At 72.8% G+C, this 12,130-nt stretch carries 12 protein-coding genes; 6 read left to right on the top strand and 6 right to left on the bottom strand.

Annotated elements, in window-relative coordinates; genetic code table 11:
* Positions 1 to 40 precede the first annotated feature (40 nt).
* A complete protein-coding gene (locus tag SCAB_RS20985) occupies positions 41 to 523 on the top strand; it encodes a VOC family protein (protein ID WP_013002086.1) in 483 nt (160 codons plus the stop codon).
* 52 nt (positions 524 to 575) lie between these two features.
* Positions 576 to 2,030 carry an argininosuccinate synthase gene (argG, locus tag SCAB_RS20980; protein ID WP_013002085.1) on the top strand — a complete coding sequence of 485 codons (1,455 nt, stop codon included), beginning with the start codon at positions 576 to 578 and terminating at the stop codon, positions 2,028 to 2,030.
* 133 nt (positions 2,031 to 2,163) lie between these two features.
* Here argG and SCAB_RS20975 read toward each other — a convergent pair whose 3' ends face one another.
* Positions 2,164 to 2,814 (bottom strand): HEAT repeat domain-containing protein, encoded by a 651-nt coding sequence (locus SCAB_RS20975; RefSeq protein ID WP_013002084.1) that lies wholly within the window; start codon positions 2,812 to 2,814, stop codon positions 2,164 to 2,166.
* 78 nt (positions 2,815 to 2,892) lie between these two features.
* On the opposite strand from SCAB_RS20975, the gene SCAB_RS20970 reads away from it, so the two are divergent.
* Positions 2,893 to 3,357, top strand: coding sequence for a transposase (locus tag SCAB_RS20970; RefSeq protein WP_013002083.1), 465 nt, complete (start codon positions 2,893 to 2,895; stop codon positions 3,355 to 3,357).
* A gap of 319 nt (positions 3,358 to 3,676) precedes the next feature.
* On the opposite strand, the gene SCAB_RS20965 is transcribed toward SCAB_RS20970, so the two are convergent.
* The gene (locus SCAB_RS20965) at positions 3,677 to 3,877 is read right to left on the bottom strand and encodes a hypothetical protein (protein ID WP_013002082.1); all 201 of its coding nucleotides are present in this window, start codon (positions 3,875 to 3,877) and stop codon (positions 3,677 to 3,679) included.
* Positions 3,878 to 4,061: 184 nt separating this feature from the next.
* Here SCAB_RS20965 and SCAB_RS20960 point away from each other — a divergent pair, with 184 nt between their 5' ends.
* The gene (locus SCAB_RS20960; RefSeq protein ID WP_013002081.1) at positions 4,062 to 4,661 is read left to right on the top strand and encodes a hypothetical protein; all 600 of its coding nucleotides are present in this window, start codon (positions 4,062 to 4,064) and stop codon (positions 4,659 to 4,661) included.
* On the opposite strand, the gene SCAB_RS20955 is transcribed toward SCAB_RS20960, so the two are convergent.
* Positions 4,652 to 6,037 (bottom strand): alpha/beta fold hydrolase, encoded by a 1,386-nt coding sequence (locus SCAB_RS20955; protein WP_041669442.1) that lies wholly within the window; start codon positions 6,035 to 6,037, stop codon positions 4,652 to 4,654. The genes SCAB_RS20960 and SCAB_RS20955 overlap by 10 nt on opposite strands.
* Positions 6,038 to 6,271: 234 nt before the next feature.
* Here SCAB_RS20955 and SCAB_RS20950 point away from each other — a divergent pair, with 234 nt between their 5' ends.
* Entirely contained in the window at positions 6,272 to 8,437 is a 2,166-nt protein-coding gene (locus tag SCAB_RS20950; RefSeq protein ID WP_013002079.1) for a TerD family protein, read from the top strand.
* A gap of 29 nt (positions 8,438 to 8,466) precedes the next feature.
* Here the strand turns inward: SCAB_RS20950 and SCAB_RS20945 are convergent, their stop codons facing one another.
* Together SCAB_RS20945 and SCAB_RS20940 are read right to left on the bottom strand one after the other, a co-directional pair.
* The gene (locus tag SCAB_RS20945; RefSeq protein WP_013002078.1) at positions 8,467 to 8,667 is read right to left on the bottom strand and encodes a ferredoxin; all 201 of its coding nucleotides are present in this window, start codon (positions 8,665 to 8,667) and stop codon (positions 8,467 to 8,469) included.
* 43 nt (positions 8,668 to 8,710) lie between these two features.
* Entirely contained in the window at positions 8,711 to 10,042 is a 1,332-nt protein-coding gene (locus SCAB_RS20940; protein ID WP_013002077.1) for a cytochrome P450, read from the bottom strand.
* A 157-nt stretch (positions 10,043 to 10,199) separates the two neighbouring features.
* Between SCAB_RS20940 and SCAB_RS20935 the strand changes: the two genes are divergently transcribed.
* Entirely contained in the window at positions 10,200 to 10,682 is a 483-nt protein-coding gene (locus SCAB_RS20935) for a MarR family winged helix-turn-helix transcriptional regulator (protein WP_013002076.1), read from the top strand.
* A gap of 156 nt (positions 10,683 to 10,838) precedes the next feature.
* Here SCAB_RS20935 and SCAB_RS20930 read toward each other — a convergent pair whose 3' ends face one another.
* Positions 10,839 to 11,825, bottom strand: a complete 987-nt coding sequence (locus tag SCAB_RS20930; RefSeq protein WP_013002075.1) for an SCO2400 family protein — start codon at positions 11,823 to 11,825, stop codon at positions 10,839 to 10,841.
* Positions 11,826 to 12,130: the final 305 nt, after the last annotated feature.

Here is a 12,130-nt window from a genome sequence, read left to right as displayed (position 1 = left end):
CGACCCTAGCAACCGCCCGCGCCCACCCCGAGGAGTCCGTATGTCCGAGCGCGCACACCTGTCCGAGGGCGAAGAGCCCGCCGTCCGTGAGCTGCGGCTGGTCGTCACGGCCGTCGACTACGACGCTGCGCTGCACTTCTACCGGGATGTGCTGGGGCTTCCCGAGCGGGCCGCGTTCTCTTCGGACGGCGGGCGGGTGTCGATCCTCGAAGCGGGACGGGCGACGCTGGAGATCACCGATCCGCGGCACGCGGAGTTCATCGACGAGGTGGAGGTCGGCCGTCGGGTGGCCGGGCACGTGCGGGTGGCTTTCCAGGTGGACGACTCGACCGCGGTGACCGCGAGGCTGGCGGCGGCCGGCGCCGAGGTGCTCGCCGAGCCGACCCGCACCCCGTGGAACTCCCTGAACGCCCGCCTCGAAGCGCCGGGCGCCCTCCAACTGACCCTGTTCACCGAACTCGGCGACGGTGAGGGCGGAGAGGGGGACGGCGGGGAGGGAGACGGCGGCGGCGATGGGAGCTGAATCACCATGACCCGGCTTTGCATGATCATGCGTTGGCGTGCATAATCTTCCTATGTCCAAGGTCCTCACCTCTCTTCCGGCCGGCGAGCGCGTCGGCATCGCCTTCTCGGGCGGGCTCGACACCTCGGTCGCCGTCGCGTGGATGCGCGACAAGGGTGCTGTCCCCTGCACCTACACGGCTGACATCGGCCAGTACGACGAGCCCGACATCGCCTCGGTGCCCGGCCGCGCGAAGACCTACGGTGCCGAGATCGCGCGCCTGGTCGACTGCCGCGCCGCGCTGGTCGAGGAGGGCCTGGCCGCACTGACCTGCGGCGCGTTCCACATCCGTTCCGGCGGGCGGGCGTACTTCAACACGACCCCGCTCGGCCGTGCCGTCACCGGCACGCTGCTGGTCCGGGCGATGCTGGAGGACGACGTCCAGATCTGGGGCGACGGCTCGACCTTCAAGGGCAACGACATCGAGCGGTTCTACCGCTACGGCCTGCTGGCCAACCCGCACCTCCGGATCTACAAGCCCTGGCTGGACGCCGACTTCGTCACCGAGCTGGGCGGCCGCAAGGAGATGTCCGAGTGGCTGGTCGCGCACCAGCTGCCGTACCGGGACTCCACGGAGAAGGCGTACTCCACCGACGCCAACATCTGGGGCGCCACCCACGAGGCCAAGACCCTGGAGCACCTGGACACCGGCGTCGAGACCGTCGAGCCGATCATGGGCGTCCGGTTCTGGGACCCGTCGGTCGAGATCGCCACCGAGGACGTGACGATCGGCTTCGACCAGGGCCGCCCGGTCACGATCAACGGCAAGGAGTTCGCCTCCGCCGTCGACCTGGTGATGGAGGCCAACGCCATCGGCGGCCGCCACGGCCTCGGCATGTCCGACCAGATCGAGAACCGCATCATCGAGGCCAAGAGCCGCGGCATCTACGAGGCGCCCGGCATGGCCCTGCTGCACGCCGCGTACGAGCGTCTCGTCAACGCCATCCACAACGAGGACACCATCGCCCAGTACCACGCCGAGGGCCGTCGCCTCGGCCGGCTGATGTACGAGGGCCGCTGGCTGGACCCGCAGGCCCTGATGATCCGGGAGTCCCTGCAGCGCTGGGTCGGCGCGGCCGTCACCGGCGAGGTCACCCTGCGGCTGCGGCGCGGCGAGGACTACTCGATCCTCGACACCACGGGCCCGGCGTTCAGCTACCACCCGGACAAGCTGTCCATGGAGCGCACCGAGGACTCGGCCTTCGGCCCGGTCGACCGGATCGGCCAGCTCACCATGCGCAACCTCGACATCGCCGACTCGCGCGCCAAGCTGGAGCAGTACGCCGGTCTCGGCCTGATCGGCACCGGCAGCCCCACCGTCGGCGCCTCGCAGGCCGCCGCCACCGGCCTGATCGGCACCATGCCGGAGCTGCCCCAGGGCGGCGCGGAGGCCATCGCCTCCCGCGGCGAGGTCTCCGAGGAGGACGCGCTGCTCGACCGTGCGGCGATGGAGTCCGGCACGGACTGACCGCCGGGCGGTACCGGTTCGCACCACGGCGGCCGTACCGGTTCGCACCACGGCCGAGGCCGGCTCGACGCCCACCCGCGTCGGGCCGGCCTCGCGCCGTCTCCCGGAGGGATCAGACCGTCTCCCGGAGGGATCAGGCACTGCCGTGCTTCCGCAGCGCGTCGAGGATGCGGCCCGCCGTCAGCCCGATGTTGAACGAGGTGACGGAGGAGCGGGGGGAACGGGGGGAGCGGGGGGAACGAGTGGCGGGCGCGAGCGCCTCGATCTCGCCGAGCAGGCCGTGCGCGTCGCGCGGCAGCGCGCCGTACCCGTTCACGTACCGGCTGATCCCCCACCACGCCTCGTACCGCACGAGTTCCGACGGATCGTGGAGGTGGCCGAGCAGGAGGCGCCCGTCGCCGTCCTCGTCCTCGTCCAGCAGGGAGACGACGGCCGCCCTGACCTTGTCGGACGGGTGGCCGATCAGCCGCCGTACGGCCGGAAGCGCCTCGGGATACTCGCCGAGCGCGTTCCGGGTGTGGCGCAGGACCGTCTCGTCGGCCGTCAGGAGGGCGAGCAGCGCCTCGACCGCCGCGCGCCGCTCGCGGCGGGGCCGCCCGTGCCCCTCCGATCCCCCTGCGCCGCCCCGCCGCGGGGGAGACGTCCGACAAGAACGACCGCTTGCGGGGTCCGGGAGTGGTGCGGGTCCGGGAGTTGTGCGGGTCCGGGAGTTGTGCGGGCCCGGGAGTGGTGCGAACCGGCTCGCGCGGCCGAGGAGTTCGGCCTTGACCTCAACCTTGCTCAAGGTCCTACGGTCACCGTACGGCTCGCACGCGGTGCGGGCTCCGCGTGTTCCCGGCCCGTCCGTTCCGAAGGGATTCCGATGACCCAGCAGGTCTCCGACGCCGAACTCGCCGCACAGCCCGCCGCGTACTGGACCGGTGTCGCCTACGAGTCCCTCATCGCGTACACCCGGGCCCGGCAGGCCGAGAAGGGTCATACCCAGCCCCAGTTCTGGCTGCTGCGCAACCTGTCGCCGAACGACCTCTCACCCGACGGCGGCGGGATGACCCTGCCCGAACTGCGGGCCGCCATGGCCTCCTACCTCCGGCCCGAGGACGATCTGGAGACGGAGTCCGAGGGACTCCTGGAGCAAGGCCGGCTGACCCGGGACGCCGACGGCCGGCTGTGGCTCACGACGGCGGGGGAACAGGCCCGCGTCGAATTCGCCCGCAACGCTCCCGCGGTCCGCGCGGCCCTCCACGAGGGCATCGACGACGCGGACTACGTCATCACGGTGAAGGTGCTCCAGCGGCTGATCCGCAACGCGGGCGGGACGGTCGCCTGAGCGCGCCCGCCACGCGGGTGAGGGAAGCCCCGGCCAAGGTCTCGGCGTCCCGCATCACACGCAGCGCCAGATCGCGACGGGTCACCGGCCAGCCGCCCGCCTCGGGGAGCCAGGACACCGGCTCCCGCGCCCGGAGCAGTGCCAGCTTCGGATGCGGATCCCGGGCGAGTTCGGCGAGCGTGGTCGCGGCACCGAGCGGCCAGGAGCCGACGACGCTCATGACGCGCCCCGACAGGGCGGCAGGGAACGGTTCATACCGGTGACGCCGACAAAGCGCCGACGGCCCGCGGCCACCCGGCGGACACGGCCGGTCGGCGTCCTAGTCGTCCCCGTTGTTGCTGTTGCGGGAGTTGGAGCTCTTGCTCGCCTTGAGGACGATCTCGCTCAGCACGTCGGTCGCCGTCGCCACGCCGCGGGCCCAGCGGGGGGCGTCGCCCCGGGCCGTCCAGTAGATGCAGACGATGCCGCCGATGGCGAGCAGCATGATGACGGACAGGATGAGTACGAGCACGGAGGCCATCGCTCTCTGTGGGGTGAGGGGTTAGGGGTGAGGGTCGTGGTGGCGGCGATCCCGCATGTCTCGGTCAGGCGTACGACAGGGAGACGCGCGGGGGCGGGGGCAGGTTCCGCCCGGTCGTCCCCGGTCCCGCCCGGCCGGCCTCGGTCGCGTCCGGGGTGTCAGTGGGGCGCGGTACGTTCCGGGCATGGGCATCTACGTGGTGAGCGTCGGCAGGCAGGAGTGGTTCGAGGAGGGGGAGGAGCCCGAGGACGGCCTGGGGCGGGTGGCTCGCGCACTCAACGACGAGCTGCGGCGCCGGGGGCTGCCTGCCTTCGAGTCGATGCCCGAGAGGACGGAGCCGGCCCGGGGCTCGGGGCTGACGTTCGAGGAGAAGCTGGTCCCGCCGATGGACGGGTTCGTGCGGCTGTGCGAGGCGCTTCTCACGCGTGCGGAGACCGAGACGCTCTGCGCATGGACGGTGCTGGTGCCGATACCGCTGGAGGAGGACATCCGGCTGGACGGCGTCGGGTCCGCCTACACGGACTCGACCGTCGTCGCCGGCGCTCCCCGGGTGCTGGCCCTCGCCGAGCGTCTGGCGGCGGCCGTCGAACTGCCGCCCGAGACCCCGGCGACGTGCGACAACCTCGACCTGACGATGTGGTTCCTCGACGGCCCGGCGAAGGAACTGGCCGCGCGCCGGCCGGGCCCGTGGGCCGACGACCTCGACACCGCCTTCTACGTGGCCCTGTACCTGCGCGCGGCCCAGCACGTGCTCCGACGCGGCTGCCCCCTCGTCTACACCTGAGTCACCCTCCCCAGGAACGCGGCCAGCGTGTGCGTGGCCGTGTTGTGGGCCGTGGCCGCGAACAGCGGGTCGAGGTGGTTCATGCCCTCGTCGGACTCGTAGACGGCGTACGGGATGCGGGACTCGGCGACGACGCGGCGGGCGCTCTCCACGGCGGTGCCCCGGTAGGCGCTGGTCTGGAAGGCGTAGAGGGGTATGCCGAGGCCGGAGGCGTGGCGCAGGCGCAGGCCGAGGGAGCGGGCGAGGTCGGTGTCGGCGTAGGCGTCGCTCACGTCCAGGTCGACGGAGAGACGCGCGGGCCAGTACCACTCCCACACACCGGGCACCGGGCCCGCGTACGCCTCGGCGACCCGCCCGATCGGTGTGATCCCCGTGTCGACCCACCCCCGTACGCCGTCGGCGTCGGCGTCGGCCTCCGAGGCCAGGTGTCCGGAGTGGACGCTGATGTCGTTCGGCCAGCCGAAGCCGGCGTCCACGAAGGTGCCGAGCAGCGCGGCGTTCGTCACCGGGAACGGCACCCGCAGCGCCTCGGGCACCCGGTCCTGGAGGACGGACCGTCCCTCGGGGTCGTGCCGGGCGTACCAGCCGGCGAGCTGGTACCAGATCTGGGTGCTCTCCGCCCGGTCGCCGACGCCGACCGCGCTGAGCGTCATGTCGAAGACCTGTCCGCCGGCGATCGCCGCGAGCCGCTCGCGCACCTCCTCCGGCGAGTCGCGCACGGGCGCCCCGCTTCCCTCGAACGCGCCGCGCACGCCCCCGTCGAGGACCGCGAGCCCGGCGAGATCCCGGTGGCCGGGCCGCCCGCCGAAGTCCCAGGCCGCGTACGCCATCGCGGTGGTCGCCCCCCAGGAGTGGCCGCCGAGCACGACCCGGCGCCGACCGCCCGCACGCGCGGCGCGCACGACGCACCGCAGGTCGTCGAGGGTCCGGGCCAGCCCCCACCGGCCGAAGTACCCGGCGGTGGCGGGCTCCAGCGTCCGGTACCGCCCGTCGAGGTAGTGGCCGGCCGGGTCCGCGCCCTCGAACCCGCTCCGGTCGGCGAGGCTCTCCTCGCGCCGGTCGACGGCCCACACCTGGATCCCGGGCACCGCCGCCACCAGATCCCGCGCCATCAGCCGGAAGTCGTTCGCCGCACCGAACATCCCCGGCACCAGCACCACCACGGTCCCCGCGTCCCGCGGCCCCACCTTCAGCACATGCACCCGGTCGCTCCCGACGGGCCCGCCCCCGGCCCCGACCGCGATCGGCACGTACACCTCACCGCCCCGGCTCCCGACGGCCGAGGCGGATCCGCCCCCGGCCCCGACCCCGGCGAGCACGAGCCCACCGCCCAGACCACCACGCAACACCGCTCTACGCGCCAGACACTTCGTCATCTCCGGTCGTCTCCTTGGAAGTTGGGGGGCAACGACGCCGGGTCCCAGCTTCCTCCGGGGTGCGCGGGGGTTGATCACCGGGTCACCGGATCGGACCGTTTCCGGCGGATCGGCGTATGTCGGCGCGTGGCGCACTAGAGTTTCGCCTGCGTCGAATGTGCGGCATGTCACACGGGAAGTGGGTGGCGGGCGCAGGGGGTCCGGCATGCCCGTGTGCGGGGATTGGGGGCTTTCATGCACGAGATGACCAAGGGCGCCAACGTGGGGTTGGCGGCGCTGAGCGACAACGTCGACTCGGTGAGCGTGACGCTGGGGTGGGCCAGTTCGACCGGCGAGGGCGACGCGGACGTCTCGGTCATGCTGCTCGGCGAGCACGGAAAGGTGCGCGGCGACGGCGACTTCTACTTCTACAACAACCCGGTGGCCGACGACGGCAGTGTGCAGCTCCTGGGCAAGAAGCCCGCCGGGGAGGGCAGCGAGGACCAGATCGTCTTCGATCTGACGGCGATCCCGGCCGACGTCGAGCGCATCGTCGTCGCCGCGAGCCGTTACGAGGACGCCCGCTTCGGCGAACTCGACGACCTGCGGGTGACGTTGGCGGACGGCTCCGGTGAGGGGCTGCTGCGGTTCGCGATCGACGACGCCGGATCGGTGAGCGCCTTCATTTTCGGCGAGCTGTACCGCCGGGCGGGTGAGTGGAAGTTCCGGGCCGTCGGCCAGGGCTACGACACCGGACTGGCGGGCCTCGCGACCGACTTCGGCGTCGACATCGACGACGACGCCGGAGACGACGACGCGGGTGAGGCCGAGGCCGGCGCCGCAGCCCGGGCGGACGACCGGGACGACGCCCGGGCCGAGGGCACGGAGGTGCGCGCGGAGGTGGGCGGCGCGGCGCCCCTCGCCGCTGCCGTGAACGAGGCCGTGGCGGCCGAAACCGCAGCCCCCGCTGTCGAGCAGGAGTCCCCCATGGCGGCGGGCCTTCCCGCGGTGCCCGCGCCTCGGCAGCCCCGGCAGCCCGGCGAGGATCCGGAGCCGGGCGGGCCCCGGAAGGCGGCCACGCGTCCCCGTACCGCCAAGAAGAAGGTCACGCTGCCCAAGGCGGTGAGGAAGTCCCTGGCGGAGAACGACTCCTGGAGGGAGGCTCGGCTCTTCCCGGTCTCCGCGCTGAAGAGCGACCGTGACCGCGAGATGCGGGCCTCCTCGGTGCTGCTGTCGGTGATGGCGCAGGTGCCGGAGTTCGGCAGGAGGCTCACCGCCGCGTTCGGGGCGCCGGCGGGCCGGACGGAGACCTTCACCGAGGTGTCCCTGCCGCACGGCGAGACGCCGAGGCGCCCGGACGGGGTGATCCGGGTCGAGCGGGCCGGCAAGCTGTGGACGGCGCTGGTGGAGACCAAGACCAACGGCAACGCCCTCAAGGCCGAGCAGGTGCAGGCGTACATGGACATCGCCGCGCGCCGCGGCTACGAGGCCGTGATCACGCTGTCCAACGACGTCGCGCTGGAGGGCAGCCCGCTCGTCGAGGTCAAGATCGACGGCCGTCGCAAGCACAAGGTGGCCCTCTGGCACCTGTCCTGGGCCGAGGTCACCCATCAGGCCCAGATGCTCATCCGGCACGAGGGCGTCGGCAACAGCGCGCACGCCTGGCTGCTCCAGGAGCTTTTGCACTACCTTCAGCACGAGAACTCCGGCTGTCACGGCTTCCAGAACATGGGCGCGGCCTGGGTCCCCGTCCGCAACGGCATCGACGACGAGACGCTCTGCCAGGGCGACCCGCGCACGCTGGAGGTCGTCGAGAGCTGGGAGCGGCTCATCCGCCAGGTCTGTCTGGGTCTCGGCGGCGAACTGGGCCAGAAGGTGCTTCCGGTCCGCCGTGCCCGGCGCGGTACCGATCCCGGGGCCCGGCGCGCGCGGATGGCCGACGAGCTGTGCCTGCGGGGGACACTGCAGTCGGAGGTGCGCATCGAGGGCACCCCGGGGGTCCTCGCGCTCAGCGCCGATCTGCGGACCGGCAAGCTGCGGACGTCCATCGAGGTCCCGGCGCCCGAGCAGGGCTACCCGCTCAACTGGGCCAAGCGCCTGGTGAAACGGCTGGCCGAAGCGCCGGCGGACCTTCATGTCGAGACCCTTGTCGAGGGAGAGACTGGTGGGCCCCGGGGCACGCTGGAACGGCTGCGTCCCGAACCGGCGGACCTGCTCCCGGTGAACGGGGCGCAGATCACCGGCTTCCGGCTCTCCCTGTTCAAGGGCATGGGCAGTACCCGGGGCAACGCCGAGTCCGGTTTCATCCGCAGCGTCGACGACGCCGTGCACCGGTTCTACGCCTCGGTCGTCACCCACCTCGACCGTCCGTCCGGCCGCCGGGCCGTCGCCGAGGAGCGGGCCGTCACCGCCGGCGGCTGACCCGGGCACGGGCCGAGTCCGAAAGGGCCCTACGTCTCCTCGTCGAGGGCGATCGCCGCCGTCGGACAGACGGTCGCCGCCTCGCGGACGGACGGGTGGTGCGGCGGGGCCGGGGTGGGGGTGAGGAGGGCGACGATGCCGTCCTCGTCGCGCTGGTCGAAGACCTCGGGGGCGATCAGGACGCAGCTGCCGGCGCCGCAGCACCTCGTCTCGTCGACGCGGACCTTCATGGGAGGTTCCTTCCGTCCGGTCGGCGGGGGCGTCCGGCGGGGTTCACCAGCGCACCGGTACTTCGCGCAGGCCCCCCACCAGAAGACCCTCCAGCCTGCGCAACTCGGCCGGGGGGACCGCGAGTTCGAGGGTGGGGAGCCTGTGGAGGAGGACTTCCAGGGCGACCTGCAGTTCGGTGCGGGCCAGGGCCTGGCCCAGGCAGGAGTGGGGGCCGGCGCCGAAGGTGAGATGCGGGTTGGGGCTGCGGGTCAGATCCATCTCGGCCGGGGAGGAGAACACCCGGTCGTCCCGGTTGGCGGAGGACATGCCGCAGAAGACGGTGGTGCCGCCGGGCAGCACTTCCCGGCCGAGGGCCACGTCCTCGCTCAGCTGGCGCCGCATCCCGAAAGCGCTGAGGTTGGCGTCGAAGCGCAGGACCTCCTCCACCGCCGTACGGACCAGGGATGGGTCGGCGAGCAGCTGCTCCCAGCGGCGGCGGTCGGCCAGCAGCAGCGCGGCCATCTTGCCGATCATGTTGGCGGTGGTCTCGTGTCCGGCCACCAGCAACCCCATGCCGGTGGCGAGGAGTTCGGCGTCGGTGAGGCGTTCCGCCTCCGGGAGCGCGGTGCTGTCCACGACCAGCATGCTGAGCAGGTCCTCACCCGGCTCGGACCGCTTCGCGGCGACGAGGTCCGCCATGTAGCGGGTGAACTCCGTGAACGCCGTCCGGGTCTCCTCCTTCGAGAAGCGGCTGACGTTCAGGAACGCGTCCGACCAGTGCGAGAAGAGGTCCCGGTCCTCGGCCGGCGCGCCGAGCAGTTCGCAGATGACGTAGACCGGGAGCGGGAAGCCGAGCGCGGCCTTGAGATCGGCGGGCTGCCCGCGTTCGATCATGTCGTCCAGCAGCGATCCGGCGATCCGCGTCATGCCGGGGCGCAGGGCGGCCATGCGTTTCGCGGTGAAGTACCGGCCGACCTGGCGCCGCCAGCGCAGATGCGGTTCACCGGCCTCCGGGATCGCCAGCGGGTACGCGGCCGACGCGTCGGTCGCGACGCCGCCCGAGCCGTCCGCGGACAGGCGCGCGGAGTCGTCCCCGGCGCGCGGGCGCGCGAAGCGGGGGTCGGAGAGGAGGGCGCGTACGTCGTCGTACCGGCTCACGAACTTCGCCCGGTCCCCGCTCGGCAGTTCGACCGTGGCCACCGGGCACCGCTCCCGCAGCCGCTCCCAGGCGGCGGGCGGGTCCAGAGGGCCCTCACCGGTCATCGGCAGCCGGATCACCTCGTCGTCCGGGGGCGCACCGGTCCGGGTCCGGTCGCCGCCGCTCGTGCCGCTCCCGCTCCCGCTCGCCGTGCCGCTCCCGCTCGCCGTGCCGCCGCTCGTCTCGACCTGGCTCATGTCGTCGTCATCTCCTGGTGGGGGAAGGGGAGATGACATCGCACGCTACCCGGATCGTGCATGATGCATCAATGGTGCATCATGCACGATCCGTGCATGGCGCAATCTCGACGTAGGGTGTGGGTCCGATGGAGGCCGGACAGCCAGGAGGACACCGGTGGATGCCCGAGAGGCGGGAGAACGCATCGAGCGGGAACTGCTGATCCTGACGCGGAACCGCGAGACGACGGCGCCCCGCGGTGTCCGCGACGGCGGCGCCCTCGACCGCAGCGCCTACGTCCTGCTCAGCAGACTGGAGGCCCAGGGGCCCATGTCCATCCCGGACTTCGTGGAGGCGTTCGGGTTCAACGCCTCCACGTTCACCCGGCAGACCTCGGCGCTGCTGCGTGAGGGCCTGGTCGAGCGGACCCTCGATCCCGACGGGGGCGTGGCCCGCAAGTTCCGTGTCACGGACAAGGGGTCGGCGCGTCTGGCGGCGCAGCGCGAGGAGTTCGTCACCGGCCTCACCGGTGTCATCGCTGACTGGCCCGCCGAACGTCTCCGGCGCTTCGTCGCCGATCTGGAGCGGTTCAACACCGACATCGAACGCGTCAGCGGACGTTCCTGGCCACGTCCGGTCCCGATGGCCGACGAGCGCTGAGGGGCACCGGACCGGCGCTGACCGGCGCTGACGGGCGCCGACCGGCCCTGACCGGCCGACGGGCACCGGCAGGCAGGTGCCGGGGCCGCCCGACACCGCCGGACGGCGACCGGCCCCGCGCGCGACGGACGAGGTCCTGCCGCCGCGCGCCGTACGTCAGTTCACGCACACGATCCCGAGCAGGCACAGTCCCGAGGGTGACGTCGTCGCCGTGTCGGAGCCCGAACCGTCGGCCGCGCCGGTGCCGTTGCCGCCGCCCGTGCCCGAGCCGTTGCCGTTCGCCGAGCCGGTGTCGCCACCGCTCCCCGTGTCCGCGCCGGTACCCGTGTCCGCGCCCGAACCCGTACCGGTGTCCGCCGAGGAGCCGGGGTCGTCGGTGGGCGGGGGCGTGGTCGCCCCGTCCGCGGGGGTGTCGGTCGCCGTCCCGCCCGGGGCGGCGGCACCGGTCCGGGCGCGCTCGGCGGACGGCGTGGCCGGCGAGGTCCGCGGGGCATCGGGTTGGCTCGCGCGGGAGCCGGACCGGTTCGCGGCGGAGCGGTCGCGCGAGGTGTCGCCCGACGGCGTCCACCGGGTGGGCGCGTCCGCGGTGCGCCGGGCGTCGTCGGTCTCCGTCCCCGTCCCCGTCCCCGTCTCCGGCGTACGGCCGCGCTGCGAGCCCTGTTCCTCGAGGGCGCCCAGGCTCTCGGCGTCCGGCGCCGTGGCCGCCTGGGTGCGGTCGGTGGACTGCCGGTCCATCCCCAGCACGGTCAGACCGCCGCCGACCAGCGCGACCGTGGTCGCGACCACGGCCCGGCGCTGGTTCTTCTTCCACCGCGCCAGCTGACGCCGCCGCGCGGCCCGCCCGCGCGACGGCTCGGGGACGCCTTCCAGGTCGACATCGACATCGGCGCCCGCGGGCGCGTCACCGGTGCCGGGCGTGACCGCGGGCGCCGGGAACCCCTCCACGGGGCCGCCCTGTGCGCCGCCGTCCGCCGCTCCGTAGTCCCAGGTGACCGCCGGGATGCTCACCGGCCCGGTCGACGGGCCGGCCGGGGCGACACGGCTGTCGATCGCGGCCGGCGCGATGTCGGGCGCGTAGGCGCCGCAGCCGGGGCACACGAGGGCACCGTTGAGGTGTCGGCGACATGAGGAGCAGTAGTCCATCGAGGTCTTCCTGTGTTGACACGCCGTCGACCCGCCGGGCCGCGGCCCGGCCACGTCACGTTCGCACGTGGGATCGAGCGGATCGAGCGGTCAGCAACGCTAACGAGCCATTCTCAGAGCTGTGTGCAGGCTGTGTGACGCTCCTGAGGGGATTCACCACGGACTTGGAGCCGGTTCCGCAGGGACGCACCGGCATGTGTGCGACACGTGCCCACCGCGCTTTTCGTCGAAATCCGCGACAACAGGCAACCTCCGCACCTGATTTACCGGTCTCACAGGTTGCTCACAGGGCGGAGCATTCGAGT

This window comes from Streptomyces scabiei 87.22 (genome assembly GCF_000091305.1).
In the GTDB taxonomy this organism is placed as follows: domain Bacteria; phylum Actinomycetota; class Actinomycetes; order Streptomycetales; family Streptomycetaceae; genus Streptomyces; species Streptomyces scabiei.
Note: the sequence above shows the minus strand (reverse complement) of the source record. Positions and strands in the feature narration are given on the sequence as shown.